The following is a 19,695-nucleotide window of genomic DNA, read 5'->3' as shown; positions in this document are numbered from 1 at the left end:
CCCTACGACACCGTCCAGGGGGCGCTGCCCCCTGGACCCCCTGTCGGCCCTGCGGGCCTCGTCCTCAAACGCCGGACGGGCTGAGATGGCCGACGAACGCCACCCACGCCGAGCGGCCGAAGACTATCGCCGGGCCGTGGGGGTTCTTGGAGTCCCGGACCGGGAGGCCGGACGGTACGTCAGGGACGACTTCGAGGCAGTCGCCCTCGTTTCCGCCGCTGTACGAGGACTTGCGCCAACCCCTGAGCGCGGAAGCGTCGGGGATCGTGTGCTCAGTCATGATGGCCATATTCCTTAGCGATCGACCGCATCAGGGCCGTTGACTCCCGCTGCGGTAGGGCGTCTCCCAGCACGAGATCGTAGGTCTGCTGGACGCGCTCGACCAGATCCGGATCGTCGTGCACCGTGCCCGTGAGGAACGCCTCGACATAGACGGCCGGAGGCTGATCCTCGAACCACAGCAGCTTGGCCGCACTGACGAGAAGTGGATGGCAGCCGACCTCGAGCGGCACCACATGCACCCGGATCCGCTCGCTCTCCACCAGCTGCACCAGGTGTCTGATCTGCGCGGCCATCACCTCACGCCCGCCGGTCGGCCGCCGCAGTACCGCCTCGTCAAGCAGCGCCAACACCACCGGCGTACACGGGTTGTCGAGGATCCGCGCACGGGCCACTCGTGTGGCCACGGCCTCGGCGCGCACCTCCTTGCCCAGCGGCGGGTACGACGCGTCCCGCAGCACGGCATCCGCGTACGCCTCCGTCTGGAGGAAGCCCGGCACGAAGGACAGCGCGAACTCCCTGATGACGGACGCCTGTTGTTCCAGCTCCAGCGCCGCCTTGAAATGCGTGGCCACCGGCCTGCGGTCGTTCCCGGGCCGGAAACTCGTCAGCGCGCCCCGCGTGTTCAGCACCTGGTCCAGCCTCCGCGCGTCCTCCCGGCTCGGCACCCTCCGCCCCGCCTCAATGTGGGCAATATGCGTCCGCGACATGATCGCCTCGTCCGCCAGCTGCTGCTGCGTCTTGCCCGCCGCCTCCCGCTGCTCCCGCAACCAGTCGCCGTACGCCGTAGTCACCCCTGGACACCCCCGAGTCACTCTCCACAACCACACCGTCACCCTCAGTGTGCACCGCACCCTCACCCCATGTGGCCCAATCGACGGAACATCCCCGCCTCCCCGATCGCTGTAGCCGGTATGAGCGATTACCGGATCGAACACGACTCCATGGGCGAGGTCCGCGTCCCCGCGGACGCCAAGTGGCGTGCCCAGACGCAGCGTGCCGTCGAGAACTTCCCCGTCTCCGGCCAGCGCATCGAGCGCGCGCACATCGAGGCCCTCGCGCGGATCAAGGGCGCCGCGGCGAAGGTGAACGCGCGGCTCGGCGTGCTGGACGAGGACATCGCCGGGGCCGTGCAGGCGGCGGCGGGCGAGGTCGCGGAGGGGAAGTGGGACGAGCACTTCCCCGTGGACGTGTTCCAGACCGGGTCCGGGACCTCGTCCAACATGAACGCCAACGAGGTGATCGCCACCCTCGCCAGCGAGCGGCTGGGACGGCCCGTGCACCCCAACGACCACGTCAACGCCTCGCAGTCGTCCAATGACGTCTTCCCCTCCTCCATCCACATCGCCGCCACCGCCGCCGTCACGCGGGACCTGATCCCCGCGCTCGGTCACCTCGCCGCCTCCCTCTCCCGCAAGGCCGAGGAGTTCGCCGATGTCGTGAAGTCGGGGCGGACCCACCTCATGGACGCCACGCCCGTCACCCTCGGGCAGGAGTTCGGCGGGTACGCCGCCCAGGTGCGGTACGGCGTGGAGCGACTGGAGGCCTCGCTGCCGCGGCTGGCCGAACTGCCGCTCGGCGGCACGGCGGTCGGGACCGGCATCAACACCCCGCCCGGGTTCTCCGCCGCCGTCATCGAGGAGGTGGCCCGTGCGACCGGGCTGCCGTTGACCGAGGCGCGGGACCACTTCGAGGCGCAGGGCGCACGGGACGGGATCGTCGAGGTCAGCGGGCAGTTGCGGACCGTCGCGGTCGGGCTGACGAAGATCGCGAACGACCTGCGGTGGATGGCGTCGGGGCCGCGCACCGGGCTCGCCGAGATCGCGCTGCCGGATCTTCAGCCGGGGTCGTCGATCATGCCGGGCAAGGTCAACCCCGTGATCCCCGAGGCCGTGCTGATGGTCGCCGCGCAGGTCGTCGGGAACGACGCCACCGTCGCGACGGCGGGCGCGTCCGGCAACTTCGAGCTGAATGTCATGCTTCCGGTCATCGCCAAGAACGTGCTGGAGTCGATCCGGCTGCTCGCCAACGTGTCGCGGCTACTGGCCGACCGGACCGTCGACGGGATCGTGGCGGACCGGGAACGCGCCCGCGAGTACGCCGAGTCGTCGCCGTCCGTGGTCACGCCGCTCAACAAGTACATCGGGTACGAGGAGGCCGCGAAGGTCGCGAAGAGGTCGCTGGCGGAGCGGAAGACCATTCGAGAGGTCGTCCTCGAGGGGGGGTATGTGGAGCGCGGTGACCTCACCTTGGAGCAGTTGGACCAGGCGCTGGACGTGCTGCGTATGACGCGGCCGTGACGGCGGGGGCGGCCCGGTGACCGGTGCGTGAACCGTGACACGCGCCGCAGCGTCCTGTGCCGGTGACACCTAATATCTGTTCATGGCAGACGGTGGAGACGTGAGGCGGGTGGCGGCGGGCGGTGCCCCGGCGGCGGCGTACTGGGCGCCGGGGACGCGCATCCTGTGGCGGTACCGGGAGAACGCCGGTGACCGCTTCCACATCGCGCGCCCCGTCACCGTCGTACGCGACGACGCCGAACTGCTCGCCGCCTGGATGGCGCCCGGCACCGAGTGCGTCAAGCCCGTGCTCGCGGACGGTACGCCGGTCCACCTGGAGCCGCTGGGCAGCCGGTACACCAAGCCGCGGTCCGTGCAGCGCGACCGCTGGTTCGGCACCGGGGTGCTGAAGCTGGCGCGGCCGGGTGAGCCGTGGTCGGTGTGGCTGTTCTGGGAGCCGGGCTGGCGGTTCAAGAACTGGTACGTGAACCTGGAGGAGCCGCTCACCCGGTGGGGTGGGGGCGTGGACTCCGAGGACCACTTTCTCGACATCTCGGTGCACCCGGACGGCAGTTGGCACTGGCGGGACGAGGACGAGTTCGCACAGGCCCAGCGGGACGGTCTGATGGACGCCGCGCAGGCCGAGCGGGTGCTGGCGGCGGGGCGGGCGGCGGTGGAGGTGATCCGCGCCTGGGGGTCGCCCTTCTCGGAGGGCTGGGAGCACTGGCGGCCGGATCCGTCCTGGGAGGTTCCGCAACTGCCGGAGGACTGGGATCGTACGCCCGCGCGTGTGTCCTCATGAGACCCTTGATAGACCCCCGGGCAGGAAACGTAGGATCGTCCTCCGCAAGGGCGCGTGGCAGCAACTCCGGGGGCAAGTGCAGGGTCTGACCAGTTGTCACCGAGGGGCGGCAGGACGTGAGCGAGGGGTACTACGGCATGACCCGCGCGGACCTCAGGTTCGCCGGGGGCACAGCAACAGCCTCTGACCACGCGGAAATTCCGTTCCTGGGGCACGTATTCCGGGTATCGGGACTTCTGCGGGACGAACTGCGTGTGCGGCGCACGGTGCGCACGACCCCGGACGGATGGATTCGACAGGCGTGACGGAGCAGCCGACCTCCTTCGAGCGCCCCCAGGCGGGCGCCGACCCCGTGGATGGCCGCGGGGCGATGCTGCGTTCCCCGGCGTCCCCCGCGACGTCCCGGGCCGCGGGTTTACCCGCCCAGTCCCGCACCGGTGAGACGCCCGCGGGCAACCCGGCCGCCTCCTCCGGGGCCGAGCACGCCCAGCCCGCCGCCACCGACCCCGGCACCCACCGGCCGCGGCCCGCGGCGGCCGACCACATCCCGGCCCAGCCCTCCGACCAGGACCCGCCGGGCAACGGTCCGGGCCCGGCCGGTCAGGAGCGGCGCACCGGGCAGGGTGTGCTGACGCCGGGGCGGCCCACGCCGATGCGGCGCGACGGGGACCGGCTGCGCTTCGTGGGCGCGGCCACCCGGCGGATCGCCCGTGGCATAGACCTCGACGAGATCGTGATGGGGCTGTGCCGGGCGACCGTACCGACGTTCTCCGACGCGATCCTGGTCTATCTGCGCGACCCGCTGCCGGTCGGCGACGAGCGGCCCACCGGCCCGATGGTGCTGCGGCTGCGCCGTACCGACCGGATACCGGAGGAGCGGGACACCGAGAGCGGCTTCCTGTCCGCGCTGGCGGCGGAGGCGTCGGAGTCGGCGCTGACCGAGCTGACGGTGGAGCTGTCCGAGGTGCGGCCCGGTGGCGCGCTCGCGGAGGTGCTGCGCGGGGTGCGCCCGGTGTTCGCCGACGCGCCCGCGGCCCGCGCCGCGCTGCCGGAACTCCTCGGGCCGGACGCCGACGCGGTCATCCCGTGCGGCCAGCGGGCCATCCTCGCGCCGCTGCGCGGCCGTCGCCGGGTGATCGGCGCGGCGGTCTTCCTGCGCCGCCCGGAGCGGCTCGCCTTCGAGGCCGACGATCTGCTGGTCGCCGCCCAGCTCGCCACGCACAGCGCCCTCGGCATCGACAAGGCGGTGCTGTACGGGCGGGAGGCGTACATCGCGGACGAACTGCAGCGCACCATGCTGCCGGAGACGCTGCCGCAGCCCACCGGGGTGCGGCTGGCCTCCCGCTACCTCCCGGCCGCCGAGACCGCGCGGGTCGGCGGCGACTGGTACGACGCGATCCCGCTGCCGGGCAGCCGGGTCGCCCTCGTGGTCGGTGACGTCATGGGGCACTCCATGACCTCGGCGGCGATCATGGGGCAGCTGCGCACCACCGCGCAGACCCTGGCCGGTCTCGATCTGCCGCCGCAGGAGGTGCTGCACCACCTCGACGAGCAGGCCCAGCGCCTGGGCACCGACCGGATGGCGACCTGTCTGTACGCGGTGTACGACCCGGTCAGCCACCGCATCACGGTCGCCAACGCCGGACACCCGCCGCCGGTGCTGCTGCACCTGGGCGGCCGGGCCGAGGTGCTGCGGGTGCCCGCGGGCGCCCCGATCGGGGTCGGCGGCGTCGACTTCGAGGCCGTGGAGCTGGACGCGCCCGCCGGGGGCACCCTGCTGCTGTACACGGACGGGCTGGTGGAGTCCCGGCTGCGGGACGTGTGGACCGGCATAGAGCAGCTGCGGGAGAAGCTCGCCGCGACCGCCCAGCTGACCGGCCCGGATCACCCGCCGCCACTGGAGGCCCTGTGCGACGAGGTGCTGGACATGCTCGGTCCCGGTGACCGGGACGACGACATCGCGCTGCTCGCCGCCCGCTTCGACGGGATCGCGCCGAGCGATGTGGCGTACTGGTACCTCGACCCGGAGGAGATGGCGCCCGGCAAGGCCCGGCGGCTCGCCCGGCGCGCGCTCGCCCGCTGGGGTCTGGAGGAGCTGACGGACTCGGTGGAGCTGCTGGTCAGCGAGGTCGTGACGAACGCCGTGCGCTACGCGTCCCGGCCTATCACGCTCCGGCTGCTGCGCACCGACGTGCTGCGCTGCGAGGTCGGCGACGACGTGCCCCAGCTGCCCCGGCTGCGGCAGGCCCGCGCCACCGACGAGGGCGGACGTGGGCTCTACCTGGTGAACCGGCTGGCGCGGCGGTGGGGGGCGACCCGGCTGAGCACCGGCAAGGTGGTCTGGTTCGAACTGAACGGGACATAAGGACACAACAGTGGATACGCGAGTAGATACGCGCCAAAAGTTGCCGATGTAACGAAACGGGCTTTGACTGCTGGGGTGAGCGATGCGACCACACCCCAGCAGGTTCCGTACACCACCAACAACCACGGCATCCCGGTGGAGAGCGACGAGCACTCGCTGACCGTCGGGGCGAACGGTCCGGTCCTGCTCCAGGACCACTACCTGATCGAGAAGATGGCCCAGTTCAACCGGGAACGGGTCCCCGAGCGGGTGGTGCACGCCAAGGGCAGCGGTGCCTACGGATTCTTCGAAGTGACCAACGACGTCAGCCAGTTCACCAAGGCCGACCTCTTCCAGCCCGGCAGGCGCACGGCGATGCTGGCCCGTTTCTCGACCGTCGCCGGTGAGCTGGGCTCGCCCGACACCTGGCGCGACCCGCGCGGCTTCGCGCTGAAGTTCTACACCGAGCACGGCAACTACGACCTCGTCGGCAACAACACGCCCGTGTTCTTCGTCCGCGACCCGCAGAAGTTCCAGGACTTCATCCGCTCGCAGAAGCGCCGCCCCGACAACGGGCTGCGCGACAACGACATGCAGTGGGATTTCTGGACCCTCTCCCCCGAGTCCGCGCACATGGTGACCTGGCTGATGGGCGACCGGGGCGTGCCGAGGACGTACCGGCACATGAACGGCTACTCCTCGCACACGTACATGTGGGTCAACCACGGCGGCGAGAGGTTCTGGGTCAAGTACCACATCAAGACCGACCAGGGCATCCAGTTCCTCACCCAGGCCGAGGCCGACGGCCTGGCCGGGTCCGACGCCGACTTCCACCGGCGGGACCTGTTCACCGCCATCGAGCGCGGCGAGCACCCGTCGTGGACGGTGCACGTCCAGGTGATGCCGTTCGAGGACGCCACGGACTACCGGTTCAACCCGTTCGACCTGACCAAGGTGTGGCCGCACGGCGACTACCCGCTGATCGAGGTCGGCCGGATGACCCTCAACGAGAACCCCGAGGACTACTTCGTCCACATCGAGCAGGCCGCGTTCGAGCCGTCCAACATGGTGCCGGGCATCGGCCCGTCCCCCGACAAGATGCTCCTCGGCCGTCTCTTCTCCTACCCCGACACCCACCGCTACCGCATCGGCCCGAACTACGCCCAGCTCCCGCCGAACCGGCCCCGCTCGCCGGTGCGCTCCTACGCCAAGGACGGCCCCATGCGCTACGAGGCGGCGCGCACGGGTGCGCCGTACGCGCCGAACTCGTACGGCGGTCCGGCCGCGGACACCGACCGGTTCGGGGACGTCGCGGGCTGGCGGACGGCGGGCGAGATGGTCCGCGAGGCGTACGCGCTGCACGCCGAGGACGACGACTTCGGGCAGGCGGGCACCATGGTCCGCCAGGTCCTCGACGACGACGCCCGCGCGCGGCTGGTCTCCAACGTCAGCGGGCACCTGCTGAACGGGGTGAGCCGTCCGGTCGTCGACCGCGCCCTGAGGTACTGGCGGAACATCGACAAGGAGATCGGCGACCGGATCGCCCACGAGGTCAACGGCGGCTGACCGGCGCCCGCCCCTACTCGTCGCCGTCCGGCGCGAACGGGTTCTCCGGGATCTCCGGCTCGCCCGTCGTCGACGCGGGCGGCGACACGGTCGTGGGCGGCTCGGTCGTCGGCTCGTCGGTGACCGGGGGCTCGGTGGTGGGCGCCTCGGTCGTCGGCTCGCGCGTGGTCGGCTCGTCGCTGGGCTCCTCCGTGGTGGGCTCCTCGCTCGGCGCCTCGCTGGTCGGCGCCTGCGACGTCGGCGTCCAGCTGGGCTCGACGGCCGCGCCCTGGTCGGTGTCCAGGTCGAACTCGGTCACCGGGCCCATCGCGCCGAAGGTGTACTGCGCCCAGATCATCGCCGGGAAGCCGCCGCCGTTGACGCGCGGGACGCCGCCCGCCTTGTACATCGGCACCTGGTTGTGCGGCGGCTCGTCGTTCTCGCCGAACAGGCCGACCGAGGTGACCAGGCCCGGTGTGTAGCCGGTGAACCAGGCGGAGCGGTTCTCGTCGGACGTACCGGTCTTGCCCGCGACCTGCTGCTCACCGCGGGCCGGGTTGTCGCGGACCGACACCCGGGCGGTGCCGTCGTCGACCACGCCGGTGAGCACCGAGGTGACGGTGTCGGCGGCCTCCCGGCTGAGGACCTGCTCACCGATCGGGTCCGGCATCTCGACGGTCATGTCCTTGTGCTCGGCGGAGGCCACGATCGCCGGGGTGACCTTCTTGCCGTGGTTGTCGAGGGTGGCGTACACCCCGGCCATCTGGAGCGGGCTGGCGCCCATGGAGCCGAGGGTCTGGGCGGGTACGGCCTCCAGGCCGGCGCTCATGCCGAGTTCCTCGGCGACCTCCATCACCCGCTCCATGCCGACGTCGATGCCCATCTGCGCGAAGACGGAGTTGATGGACTTGTTCATCGCGGTCTGCACGGTGACGTCGCCGTAGGAGACGTCGTCCTCGTTCGGCGGCGCGAAGCCGACCTCGCGGCCGTTGTCCACGGCCGGGCGCTCGCTGTCACCGCCGTAGACCGTCTTCGCGGTGATCGGCTCGCCGTCCTGGGTCTCGGCGCCGTCCTCCAGGGCGGCGGCGAGGATCACCGGCTTGAAGGTGGAGGCGGCCTGGTAGTCGAGGCGGGTGGCGTTGTTGCGGAAGTGCTTGAGGTAGTCGACGCCGCCGTACATCGCCACCACCTTGCCCGTCTTCGGGTCGACGGACGCGGCACCGGCCTGGACGTCGGCGTCGACCTTCCGCTCGTCGGGGTCGAGCTTGCTGGTGAGCTGGTCCTTGACCGCCTTGACGAGCTGGGACTGCTTCTTCTTGTCGATGTTGACCGTGATCGTCCAGCCGCCCCGGTCGATCCTCGCCATCGCCTCCTCGGTGTCGGTGGCGGCGCCCTGCTCGACGAGCCGGCGGGCGAGTTCCTGGTTGGCCGCGTTGACCAGGTAGCCGGTCTGGCCCTCCATGCCGGGGGCGCCCTTGGGCTCCTCGGGCACCGGGAACTCGGCGTCCGCGCGGTCGGCGGCGGACAGCCAGCCCTCCTCGACCATGTTGTCCAGGACGTAGTTCCAGCGCTGCTTCACCAGCTTCCTGCCGGTGTCGGAGGCGCTCGTCCAGTCGTACTGGCTGGGCGCCTGGAGCAGCGCGGCGAGGTAGGCGCCCTGCTCGACGGTGAGGTCGTCGGCGTCGACGCGGTAGTAGGCCTGGGCGGCGGCCTGGATGCCGTAGGTGCCGCGGCCGTAGTAGCTGGTGTTGATGTAGCCCGCGAGGATGTCGTCCTTGGACATCTGGCGGTCCACCTTCAGGGAGATCACCAGCTCCTTGAGCTTGCGGGTGACCGTCTGTTCCTGGGTGAGGTAGTAGTTCTTGACGTACTGCTGGGTGATGGTCGAGCCGCCCTGCTTGCCCTTGCCGGACAGGGTGTTGAGGACGCCCCGCGCGGTGCCCTTCAGGTCGACGCCGGAGTCGCTGTAGAAGGACTTGTTCTCGGCGGCGACGAAGGTGCGCTGTACGGCCTTGGGGACCTGGGCGAGGTCGACGACCTCGCGGTTGACCTCGCCGGTGCGGGTGAGGGTGGTGCCGTCGGCGTACTTGTAGACGTTGCTCTGCTCCTGGGCGAGGGCGTTGCCCCTGGGCACATCGATCAGCAGGTACAGCAGGATGAAGCCGCCGATGCCGAGCAGGCACAGGCCGAGGAACGTGCCGAGGATCTTCTTCCAGGTGAGCAGCGCGCGTATGCCGCCGGGACCGGCCGCACGACGGCCACGACGCTGCCGCGCTCGCCTCTCTTCGGCTCGTCCCATGAGTCCGTTCGCTCCGCTTCGTTCTCGTCTGTCGCAGTCGTCTGTCTCAGCCTTGCAAGCTAACACCGGTTTATATGACCAAGTCCGCCCGATCCGGCTCTTTACGGACGTGACAATGAGCACCCACCTCACTGGAACCGACGACTGGAGGGCGGTTGAGGTTGCCATGAACGGGTAAAGTGATAGCACTATGACATCGCGCTGTTAGCGCAGAAACGGGGGGACCCTCATGTCCACGCACGACACCGCACCCACCGCCGACATCCCCGAGATGCCCGCCCCGCGCGTCCGCGAGGTCGCCGCGCACAGCATCCACGGGGGACTCGCCCTGCTGCTGGGGCTCATAGGGCTGCCCGGCGGGGTCGCCCTGGCCATCTCGGCCGTCGCCGTCAGCGGGGGCGGCGCCAAGGCCGCCCTGGTCGTCTCCGGCGTACTGCTCTCCCTCGCCGCGTTCCTCGCCCTGTGCGGGCTGAACACGGTGGCCCCGGGCGAGGCCCGCGTGGTCCAGCTCTTCGGGCGCTACCGGGGCACGATCCGGCAGGACGGCCTGCGCTGGGTGAACCCGCTCACCAGCCGCACCAAGATCTCCACCCGGGTCCGCAACCACGAGACGGCCGTCCTCAAGGTCAACGACGCCTACGGCAACCCCATCGAGCTGGCCGCGGTCGTGGTGTGGCGGGTCGAGGACACCGCGCAGGCCACCTTCGAGGTCGACGACTACATCGAGTTCGTGTCGACCCAGACCGAGGCGGCCGTGCGGCACATCGCCATCGAGTACCCCTACGACGCCCACGACGAGGACGGCCTCTCGCTGCGCGGCAACGCCGAGGAGATCACCGAGAAGCTCGCCGTCGAGCTGCACGCGCGCGTGGAGGCGGCCGGAGTGCAGATCATCGAGTCCCGCTTCACCCACCTCGCCTACGCCCCCGAGATCGCCTCGGCGATGCTCCAGCGGCAGCAGGCCGGCGCGGTCGTGGCGGCGCGGCGGCAGATCGTGGACGGCGCGGTCGGCATGGTCGAGGCGGCGCTGGCCCGGATCGCCGAGCAGGACATCGTGGAGCTGGACTCGGAACGGAAGGCGGCGATGGTGTCCAACCTGATGGTGGTGCTCTGCGGGGACCGCTCGGCGCAGCCCGTGCTGAACACCGGGACGCTCTACCAGTGACGGCGCCCCGCGAGGAACCGGAGAGCCCCCGGCGCGGGCCGCAGCAGCGCAAGCAGGTGCTGCTGCGGCTCGACCCGCTGGTCCACGAGGCGCTCGCACGGTGGGCGGCGGACGAACTGCGGTCGGCCAACGCCCAGATCGAGTTCCTGCTGCGGCGCGCGCTCGCGGAGGCGGGACGGCTGCCCGGCGAGGCGGGCCCGATCCCGCGCCGGGGGCGGCCACCGCGCGGTCCGGAGGCTCAGTAGCACAACTGTGACAACCGGCCCTGACCTGCATGGCCGTACCCCCTGCCGAGCACTGTGCACGCCGCGTATACACACGAGGTATACTCCCTGTGTACAGTGCTCGGCATGTCCATCGGTCACACCCTCCTCGGACTCCTGGAGTCCGGCCCGCGCCACGGCTACGACCTGAAGCGGGCGTTCGACGAGAAGTTCGGTCAGGACCGGCCCCTGCACTACGGCCAGGTCTACTCGACGATGTCCCGCCTGCTGAAGAACGGCCTCGTCGAGGTCGACGGCATCGAGCCCGGCGGCGGCCCCGAGCGCAAGCGGTACGCCATCACCGACGCCGGGGTCACCGACGTCGAACGGTGGCTCGGCACCCCGGAGAAGCCGGAGCCGTACCTCCAGTCGACCCTGTACACCAAGGTCGTCCTCGCCCTGCTCACCCGGCGCGACGCCGCCGACATCCTCGACACCCAGCGCTCCGAGCACCTGCGGATGATGCGGATCCTCACCGACCGCAAGCGCAAGGGCGACCTCGCCGACCAGCTGATCTGCGACCACGCCCTGTTCCACCTGGAGGCCGACCTGCGCTGGCTGGAACTGACCGCCGCCCGCCTCGACAAGCTCGCCGAGGCGGTGAGGACCAAGTGACCGCACCCTCCGGCTCCCTGCTCACCGCCTCCCAGCTCCGCAAGGCCTACGGCCCCACCACCGCCCTGGACGGCGCCGACTTCTCCATCCACCCCGGCGAGGTCGTCGCCGTCATGGGCCCCTCCGGGTCCGGCAAGTCGACCCTGCTGCACTGCCTCGCCGGGATTGTCACCCCCGACTCGGGCTCGATCGTCTACGCCGGCCAGGAGATGGCGACCATGGGCGACACCCGGCGCAGCGCCCTGCGCCGCTCGGAGTTCGGGTTCGTCTTCCAGTTCGGGCAGCTGGTACCCGAACTGACCTGCGTGGAGAACGTGGCGCTGCCGCTGCGCCTCAACGGCCGCCCCCGCAAGGACGCCGAGCGCGCCGCGCTCACCTGGATGGAACGCCTCGAGGTCGACGACCTGCGGCGCAAGCGGCCCGGCGAGGTCTCCGGCGGCCAGGGCCAGCGGGTGGCGGTGGCGCGGGCCCTGGTCACCGACCCCAAGGTCCTGTTCGCCGACGAGCCGACCGGCGCCCTCGACTCCCTCAACGGGGAGCGCGTGATGGAACTCCTCACCGACGCCGCGCGCTCCACCAACGCCGCCGTCGTCCTCGTCACCCACGAGGCCCGCGTCGCCGCCTACTCCGACCGCGAGATCGTCGTCCGCGACGGCAGGTCCCGGGACATGGAGCGGGCCGTATGAGTGCCGCCCGGCAGTGGTACCGCGACCTCGCCATGGGCGCGTCCTTCGCGTTCACCGGCCGCGGTGGCTGGGTGCGGGCCGTCCTCACCGGCGTCGGCGTCGGCCTCGGCGTGGCGCTGCTGCTGCTCACCACCGCGATCCCGAACGCGCTGGACGCCCGGCACGAGCGGTCGGCGGCGCGTACGGACATCACCTACGGCCCCGTGACGGCGCCGAAGTCGGACCGTTCCCTGCTCGTCGCGGATGTCGACACCTCCTACCACGACGACGAGATCCGGGGCCGGGAGCTGGAGCCGGAGGGGGCGCGGGCGCCACTGCCGCCGGGCGTGTCCCGGTTCCCGGCGAAGGGCGAGATGCTGGTCTCCCCGGCGCTCCGGCGGCTGCTGGAGTCGGACGAGGGCGCCCTGCTGCGGGAACGGCTGCCCGACGAGATCACCGGCACCATCGGCGACCAGGGCCTGGTCGGCCCCGCCGAACTCTCCTTCTACCGGGGCGGTCAGGGCCTCGCCGAGCACATCGACACCTCCTACGTCACCCGGATCGACCGCTTCGGCGGCGCGCAGCAGGGGACCGAACCGTGGGACCCGGTGCTGATCCTGCTGATCGTGGTGCTCTTCGCGGTCCTGCTGATGCCGGTCGGCGTGTTCATCGCCGCGGCCGTGCGGTTCGGCGGGGAGGGACGCGACCGGCGGCTCGCCGCGCTGCGGCTGGTCGGCTCCGACAGCCGGATGACCCGCCGGGTCGCCGCGGGCGAGGCGCTCGCGGGGTCCGCGCTGGGACTGGCCTTCGGGGTGGTCTTCTTCCTGCTGGGCAGGGAGGGGGCGGGTTCCCTTGAGGCGTTCGGGATCAGTGTCTTCCCGAGCTACCTCAACCCCTCCCCCGCGCTGGCCGCGCTGGTCGCGGTGACGGTGCCGCTGGCCGCCGTACTGGTCACCCTGCTCGCGCTGCGCGGTGTGGTGATCGAGCCGCTGGGCGTGGTCCGTACCGCGAAGCCCGCGCGGCGGCGGCTGTGGTGGCGGCTGCTGCTGCCGCTGGCCGGTCTCGCCGCCCTGTACCCGATGACCGGCCAGGGCCGCGACAACGGTGACTTCAACGAGTACCTGGTCGTCGGCGGTGTGGTCCTGCTGCTGGTCGGCGTCACCGCGCTGCTGCCGTGGCTCGTCGAGCGGTTCGTCGCCCGGCTCGGCGCGGGCGCCGTGTCCTGGCAACTGGCCGTGCGCAGGCTCCAGTTGAGCAGCGGTACGGCGGCCCGCACGGTCAACGGCATCGCGGTCGCGGTGGCGGGTGCGATCGCCCTCCAGATGCTGTTCGCCGGTGTCGAGAGCGACTACACCCGGCCGACCGGCGCCGACCTGACCCGCGCGCAGATGCAGGTGCGCCTGACGAGCGACGTGGCCGTGACCACCGCCGCCGAGCGGTTCCGGCAGACCCCGGGGGTGCGCGAGGCGACCGCTTACTCCGAGGGCGGCCTCGGCGACCGGCGCCGCGACCCGGACAGCACCGCCCAGGTGACCGTCGGCGACTGCGCGGCCCTGCGGGAGGTGGCCGAGCTGCCGTCGTGCCGGGACGGCGACGCGTTCGCGGTGACGGGTGCCGAGTACGACACGGAGACACCGGCGCTGGCGAAGCCGGGCCGCACCCTGTACCTCGACCCGTCCTACGAGGGCGCCCTGCCCGGCCGGGAGGTCCCCTGGACGCTCCCGGAGGGCCTGAAGTCGGCGGGGACCCGCACGGACATGACGGGCGGCGAGCGCAGCGGCTTCCTCCTCACCCCGGGCGCCCTGCCCGAGGGCGCGGCACGGGCGCTGACCGGGCAGGTGTACCTGGCCGTCGACTTCTCGGTGCCGGACGCGTCCGAGCTGGTGCGCAACACGGCCGCGACCGTCGACCCGCTGGCGTACCCGATGATGTGGACCGCCACGGACCGCGCCGACCGCTACGACTCCATCCGCACCGGGTTGTTCGTCGGCGCCGCCTGTGTCCTGACGCTGATCGGCGCGAGCCTGCTCGTCTCCCAGCTGGAGCAGCTGCGCGAACGCCGCAAGCTGCTGTCGTCGCTGGTCGCCTTCGGCACCCGGCGCCGCACCCTGAGCCTGTCGGTGCTCTGGCAGACGGCGATCCCGGTCGCCCTCGGCCTGGTCCTGGCCGCCGCGGTGGGCCTGACGCTGGGCGCCGTGCTGCTGCGGATGACGGCGACACCGGTCGCGGTGGACTGGTCGAGCGTGGCGACCATGACCGGTATCGGCGCGGCCGTCGTCCTCGCCGTGACCCTGCTGAGCCTGCCGCCGCTGTGGCGTCTGATGCGGCCGGAGGGGCTGCGCACCGAGTGAGCTACGACGCCTCCGTGCCGTTGTCGGCCGGGGCTGGTGGCGGGGTCTTGGACTCCGCCACCAGCCTTGCCCGTGCCACCTCCTCGGAGTAGCCGCGCAGATAGCCGACGACGGTGTTGGTCACCGCCACCAGGGGCACCGCGACGACCGCGCCGCCGATCCCGGCGATCATGCCGCCCGCCGTCACGGACAGCACGACGGCGAGGGGATGCACCCGGACCGCGCGGCCGAGGATGAACGGCTGGAGGATGTGGCCCTCGATCTGCTGCACGGCCAGGACGACGGCCAGCGTCATCACCGCGGTGAACACCCCTTGGGTGACCAGGGCGACGACGACCGCCAGCGCCCCGGACACCACCGCGCCCACCAGCGGGATGAAGGCGAACAGGAAGATGAACACGGCGAGCGGGACGGCCATCGGGACGTCCAGGAAGTAGATGCCGAGCCCGATGAAGATGGCGTCGATCAGCGCGACCACCACCGTGCCGCGTACGTACGCCGTCAGTGTCCGCCAGGCCCGCGGCCCCGCCCCGGCCACCCCGGGCCGGGCCGCCGCCGGGACCAGCTTCAGGGACCACTCCCAGATCCGGCGGCCGTCGTAGAGCAGGAACAGGGTGGAGAAGACGGCCAGGAGAATGCCCGTCAGGGTCTCCACGACCACCGTCACGCCCTCCAGACCCGCGGAGGTGATCTGGTCGGTGTTGGCGCCGACCGCCTCCCGCAGGTTCGCGGCGATCTCGTTGATCTGCTTGTCCGTGACGTGGAACGGGCTGTCGAGCAGCCACCGCCGCAGCTCCTCGATGCCGTCCTGGATCTGGTCGGAGAGGTTGTCGATGTTCTCCATGACCTGCCAGGTCACGAACCACCCGATCAGGCCCATCACCACGAACCCGAGCACCGCGGTCAGCGCGGTCGCGGGCCCCCGCGGCACCCCGTACCGCCGTAGCCGCGCCACGGTCGGCTGGAGCAGCGCGGTCATCAGCAGCGAGGCCGCGAACGCCAGCACCACCAGCTGTACGGCGCTGATGACCCGCATCAGCACCCACACCGTCCCGGCCAGCACCAGCAGCCGCCACCCGACCTCGGCGGCCACCCGTACGCCCCACGGCACCGCCTGCGCCGGATCGGGCCTCGGCTGGACGAGGGGCGGATGGTCGGGCGGGGGCGGCACCTGGCCGGTGGCGGACTCCGGCGGATGCGCGTCGCGCTCGGCGTCCTGCCGGGCCACCTCGGCCCGGCGTTCGCTCCACCGCTCGCTCGCCGCCGTCAGTCCGGCACCGAGCCGGCCGAGCCATCCAGGCACTCGCGACATGATCCGTCCTCTTCCCCCGTTCTTCCCCACCACTCCCCCCGGAGTCGTCGGATCCGACCGTACAGGGCCCCGGCCCCGGACAGCGCGAAAGCCCCTCCCCTAGGACGGGGAAGGGCTTCGCGGGGTTGAGACGAGCGGGTGGTCCGGCTCAGTACCAGCGGTTGGCCTGCCAGAAGTCCCAGGCGCCGCAGGGGCTGCCGTACCGCTCGTTCATGTAGTTCAGGCCCCACTTGATCTGGGTGGCCGGGTTGGTCTGCCAGTCGGAGCCGACCGACGACATCTTGGAGCCCGGCAGCGCCTGGAAGAGGCCGTACGCGCCAGAGGAGGGGTTGACCGCCTGGTAGTTCCAGCTGGACTCGTGGTCCACGATGTTGCTGAAGCACGTCCACTGGTCGCCCGGGACCATCGCCCGCGCCATCGACTGGATCTCCGCGATGGAGTAGGAACTCTGGACCGTGAAGCTGGAGGCGTCCCGGGTGGCGGAGCGGCTGGCCAGTTCCTCGGCCTCCTCGCGCTCCTTGGCCTCCTGGGCGGCCTTCTCCGCCGCCTCGGCGGCTTCCTTCTTCTCGATCGCGGACTTGGCGGCGGCCTTGCGGGCCGCTTCCTCCGCTTCCTTCTTGGCGCTGGCGTCCGCGGCGATGGCCTGCACGTCGGCCTGCTGCGTCAGGGACGCGGTCTGCACCTGGGCCTGCTGGCCCGCGGGTATGTCCGCGAGGAGCGTCAGGTCGGTTGCCGCCGCCTCGGCGTCGTTGTTCTGGGCGGTGCTGCCCGAGGCAACGCCGACGACGCTTCCGACTGCGGTGACCGCGGTGGCGGAGGCCACTGCGAATCCCCGGACCGAGATCCGGCTCACACGGTTTCCTTCCAGCATCGCCCGCTTCGGTGACCCTGGCGGACGCAATCGTGCCCCTGGCACTGGCCTCCCCAACTGCGGGGTCACGGGAGGCGCGGGCCCGGTGGGCAACTCCCGGCTCGGGAGCGCCGCATGGTGCTCGGGCGGCATACGACGGCTGCTATGGAGTTGTTGCTGTTGGTGTGCCGTGGCGCTGGGGGCACAGAAGTGTCGTATGCGGGGCCTGACAGGATTGAGACTCTGCCGTAACCCGACGGCGCAAGGCAATTCCGAGTTGCGTGTGAAAGCTCACATGCGGTTCGGCCCCGGGGATTTCCTCTTTCCCCCACACACGGCGGCGCCGCCCGGCTAGGCTCTGGGCCTTTGCCGGACGGCGCCAACTGCCGGGTAACCGCCCCGACCTGGGGCGCTACGGTCAGATCTGTCCATCCTCCAGCATTTCGGTCACAAGGGCCGCGATCTGGGACCTCTCGGACCGCGTCAGCGTGACATGCGCGAAGAGCGGATGCCCCTTCAGTTTCTCCACGACGGCCACCACTCCGTCGTAGCGCCCCACGCGCAGGTTGTCGCGCTGCGCCACGTCATGGGTGAGGACGACCCGGGAATTGGCCCCGATCCGGGACAGAACCGTCAGCAGGACGTTCCGCTCCAGCGACTGCGCCTCGTCCACGATCACGAACGCGTCGTGCAGGGACCGGCCCCGGATGTGGGTGAGCGGCAGGACCTCCAGCATGCCCCGCGCGGTGACCTCCTCGATGACCTCACGGCTCGTCACCGCCGACAGGGTGTCGAACACCGCCTGCGCCCAGGGGCTCATCTTCTCGGCCTCGGTGCCGGGCAGATAGCCCAGCTCCTGCCCGCCCACGGCGTACAGCGGCCGGAAGACCATCACCTTCTGGTGCTGACGGCGCTCCAGCACCGCCTCCAGACCGGCGCACAGCGCGAGCGCCGACTTGCCGGTGCCCGCCCGGCCGCCCATCGACACGATCCCCACGTCCGGGTCGAGGAGCAGGTCGAGCGCGATCCGCTGCTCGGCGCTGCGCCCCTTGATGCCGAACGCCTCCCGGTCGCCGCGCACCAGCCGGACACTGCCCTCCGGCGTGACCCGGCCGAGCGCCTTGCCGCGCTCCGACTGGATGGTCAGGCCGGTGTGCACGGGCAGGTCGGCGGCCTCGGGGACGTACAGGTGCCCTTCCTCGAAGAGGATGTCCACCTGTTCGCCGGGGAGGGTGACTTCGGACATCCCGGTCCAGCCGGAGGCGTCCGTGATGGCGAGTTCCGCCCGGTACTCCTCGGCGAGGAGGCCCACGGAGGACGCCTTGATCCGCAGCGGGAGGTCCTTCGACACGACGGTGACGTCGAACCCCTCGGCCTGGAGGTTGCGGGCGACCGCGAGGATGCGTGAGTCGTTGTCCCCCAGGCGGTAGCCGCTGGGCAGCACGCTGGGGTCCGAGTGGTTCAGCTCGACCCGGAGCGTTCCGCCCAGCTCCCCGATCGGGATGGGGGCGTCCAGACGGCCGTACCGGACGCGGTAGTCGTCCAGCAGCCTGAGGGCCTGCCGGGCGAAGTAGCCGAGTTCGGGATGGTGCCGCTTGGCCTCCAGCTCCGTGACCACGACGACGGGGAGCACGACCTCGTGCTCCTCGAAGCGGCTCAGGGCGTTCGGGTCGGCCAGCAGGACGCTGGTGTCGAGAACATAGGTGCGCCGGTCGGGCTTGTGGCGCTTTGTGCTGGTCACCACGGAAGGACGTACCCCCTCGGATGAGGTCGGGGAGCGACGGAGAGGAGCTGGACCGGTCTGCGGCCGCCCTGCACTGCGGGCCGAGAACCGGCCCTCCGCTGCTTCGTCCGTGCGGTGAACGCACGATCGGGCTGGTGCAAAGGGCCTCCCGGGCGGACGGCCCCGTGCCGCCCGCTGAGATCCGACACCCGTGGTTCGGGAGTCGACCTGTTGGGTTTATGCCCTCGAACACCCGCCGCCATGCCAGGGCATATGACGGCGAGCTGGTGAACTCCGTGTTACGTGCTGCCCGGTGGGGCCTGCGTGAGATGTGCGTCAGCCGCCGAAGCGGCGGTGGCGGGCCGCGTAGTCGCGCAGGGCGCGCAGGAAGTCGACCTTGCGGAAGGCGGGCCAGAAGACGTCGCAGAAGTAGTACTCGGAGTGTGCCGTCTGCCAGAGCATGAATCCGGACAGCCGCTGTTCGCCGCTGGTCCTGATGACCAGGTCCGGGTCGGGCTGGGCGCCGGTGTAGAGGTGACGTCCGATCATGTCGATGTCGACGGACTCTGCGAGCTTCTCCATCGAGACGCCGCTGTCATGGGCGTCGAGGAGCATCGAGCGGACGGCGTCAGCGATCTCCTGGCGGCCGCCGTAGCCGATGGCCACGTTGACGACTATCCCGTCGACGTGCGCGGTGGCCTCCTGCGCCCCCTTGATCGTGCGCTGCATGCCGTCCGGCAGCAGGTCGAGCGTGCCGACGTGGTGCACCCGCCAGCGTCCGTCGGCGCCGAGGGTGCGCACGACGTCCTCGATGATGCCGAGCAGGGGGACCAGTTCCTCGCTGGGCCGGTCGAAGTTGTCCGTCGACAGCAGCCAGAGGGTCACGACCTCGACATCGGTCTCGGTGCACCAGCCGAGGAACTCCTCGATCTTGTCGGCACCGGCGCGGTGACCGTGCATGGTGGAGGAGCCCGCCGCCTTCGCCCAGCGCCGGTTGCCGTCCATGATGACGCCGATGTGCTTGGGCACCTGAGCGTGGTCCAGGTGGCCTTCCACCCGGCGCGCGTACAGCCTGACCAGCAGGCCGCGCAGCTTGTCGCGCAGGTTCACGTGATCGTCAGCCCCTCCGTGCGGTGGCGGTCCCCGCCCGCGCAGCCTACCGCTAGGGGCGGGGGGCGGATCCCGGGGAGAGGGGCGGGGGTG

Annotated in this window: 16 protein-coding genes; 9 read left to right on the top strand and 7 right to left on the bottom strand. The window is 71.2% G+C overall.

Going from position 1 to position 19,695, the window contains the following annotated elements; genetic code table 11:
• Window positions 1-64 precede the first annotated feature (64 nt).
• Both KBY47_RS30805 and KBY47_RS30800 read right to left on the bottom strand, forming a co-directional pair.
• Window positions 65-280 (bottom strand): DUF397 domain-containing protein, encoded by a 216-nt coding sequence (locus KBY47_RS30805; protein ID WP_210926946.1) that lies wholly within the window; start codon window positions 278-280, stop codon window positions 65-67.
• Complete coding sequence (locus KBY47_RS30800) at window positions 273-1,073, bottom strand: helix-turn-helix transcriptional regulator (RefSeq protein ID WP_210926944.1); 801 nt, start codon at window positions 1,071-1,073, stop codon at window positions 273-275. The genes KBY47_RS30805 and KBY47_RS30800 overlap by 8 nt, the downstream gene beginning before the upstream one ends.
• Before the next feature lie 120 nt (window positions 1,074-1,193).
• Here KBY47_RS30800 and KBY47_RS30795 point away from each other — a divergent pair, with 120 nt between their 5' ends.
• From KBY47_RS30795 to KBY47_RS30780, 4 genes are all read left to right on the top strand, one after another.
• Window positions 1,194-2,579, top strand: a complete 1,386-nt coding sequence (locus KBY47_RS30795; RefSeq protein ID WP_210926942.1) for an aspartate ammonia-lyase — start codon at window positions 1,194-1,196, stop codon at window positions 2,577-2,579.
• A gap of 82 nt (window positions 2,580-2,661) precedes the next feature.
• Window positions 2,662-3,360, top strand: a complete 699-nt coding sequence (locus KBY47_RS30790) for a DUF402 domain-containing protein (protein ID WP_210926940.1) — start codon at window positions 2,662-2,664, stop codon at window positions 3,358-3,360.
• Window positions 3,361-3,646: 286 nt separating this feature from the next.
• Entirely contained in the window at window positions 3,647-5,725 is a 2,079-nt protein-coding gene (locus tag KBY47_RS30785; RefSeq protein WP_210926938.1) for an ATP-binding SpoIIE family protein phosphatase, read from the top strand.
• 75 nt (window positions 5,726-5,800) lie between these two features.
• A complete protein-coding gene (locus KBY47_RS30780; protein WP_210926936.1) occupies window positions 5,801-7,270 on the top strand; it encodes a catalase in 1,470 nt (489 codons plus the stop codon).
• 13 nt (window positions 7,271-7,283) lie between these two features.
• Here the strand turns inward: KBY47_RS30780 and KBY47_RS30775 are convergent, their stop codons facing one another.
• Window positions 7,284-9,548, bottom strand: coding sequence for a transglycosylase domain-containing protein (locus KBY47_RS30775; protein ID WP_210926933.1), 2,265 nt, complete (start codon window positions 9,546-9,548; stop codon window positions 7,284-7,286).
• Window positions 9,549-9,777: 229 nt separating this feature from the next.
• Here KBY47_RS30775 and KBY47_RS30770 point away from each other — a divergent pair, with 229 nt between their 5' ends.
• From KBY47_RS30770 to KBY47_RS30750, 5 genes are all read left to right on the top strand, one after another.
• Complete coding sequence (locus KBY47_RS30770; RefSeq protein ID WP_210926931.1) at window positions 9,778-10,713, top strand: SPFH domain-containing protein; 936 nt, start codon at window positions 9,778-9,780, stop codon at window positions 10,711-10,713.
• Window positions 10,710-10,958, top strand: a complete 249-nt coding sequence (locus KBY47_RS30765) for a hypothetical protein (protein WP_210926929.1) — start codon at window positions 10,710-10,712, stop codon at window positions 10,956-10,958. Before KBY47_RS30770 ends, KBY47_RS30765 begins: the two co-directional genes overlap by 4 nt.
• A 105-nt stretch (window positions 10,959-11,063) precedes the next feature.
• Window positions 11,064-11,591 (top strand): PadR family transcriptional regulator, encoded by a 528-nt coding sequence (locus KBY47_RS30760; protein ID WP_210926927.1) that lies wholly within the window; start codon window positions 11,064-11,066, stop codon window positions 11,589-11,591.
• Entirely contained in the window at window positions 11,588-12,277 is a 690-nt protein-coding gene (locus tag KBY47_RS30755; protein ID WP_210926925.1) for an ABC transporter ATP-binding protein, read from the top strand. Before KBY47_RS30760 ends, KBY47_RS30755 begins: the two co-directional genes overlap by 4 nt.
• Window positions 12,274-14,607, top strand: coding sequence for an ABC transporter permease (locus tag KBY47_RS30750; protein ID WP_210926923.1), 2,334 nt, complete (start codon window positions 12,274-12,276; stop codon window positions 14,605-14,607). Before KBY47_RS30755 ends, KBY47_RS30750 begins: the two co-directional genes overlap by 4 nt.
• Window position 14,608: 1 nt before the next feature.
• Here KBY47_RS30750 and KBY47_RS30745 read toward each other — a convergent pair whose 3' ends face one another.
• The 4 genes from KBY47_RS30745 to KBY47_RS30730 all read right to left on the bottom strand — a co-directional run bounded on the left by KBY47_RS30745 (window position 14,609) and on the right by KBY47_RS30730 (window position 19,602).
• Window positions 14,609-15,919, bottom strand: coding sequence for an AI-2E family transporter (locus KBY47_RS30745; protein ID WP_210926921.1), 1,311 nt, complete (start codon window positions 15,917-15,919; stop codon window positions 14,609-14,611).
• Window positions 15,920-16,067: 148 nt separating this feature from the next.
• Entirely contained in the window at window positions 16,068-16,772 is a 705-nt protein-coding gene (locus KBY47_RS30740; protein ID WP_210926919.1) for a transglycosylase SLT domain-containing protein, read from the bottom strand.
• Window positions 16,773-17,187: 415 nt separating this feature from the next.
• Window positions 17,188-18,513, bottom strand: a complete 1,326-nt coding sequence (locus tag KBY47_RS30735) for a PhoH family protein (protein ID WP_210926916.1) — start codon at window positions 18,511-18,513, stop codon at window positions 17,188-17,190.
• Between the two features lie 315 nt (window positions 18,514-18,828).
• Window positions 18,829-19,602, bottom strand: coding sequence for an isoprenyl transferase (locus tag KBY47_RS30730; protein ID WP_210926914.1), 774 nt, complete (start codon window positions 19,600-19,602; stop codon window positions 18,829-18,831).
• Window positions 19,603-19,695 lie beyond the last annotated feature (93 nt).

Origin of the sequence: Streptomyces sp. B93 (assembly GCF_018070565.1) — a bacterium.
GTDB lineage: Bacteria > Actinomycetota > Actinomycetes > Streptomycetales > Streptomycetaceae > Streptomyces.
Note: the sequence above shows the minus strand (reverse complement) of the source record. Positions and strands in the feature narration are given on the sequence as shown.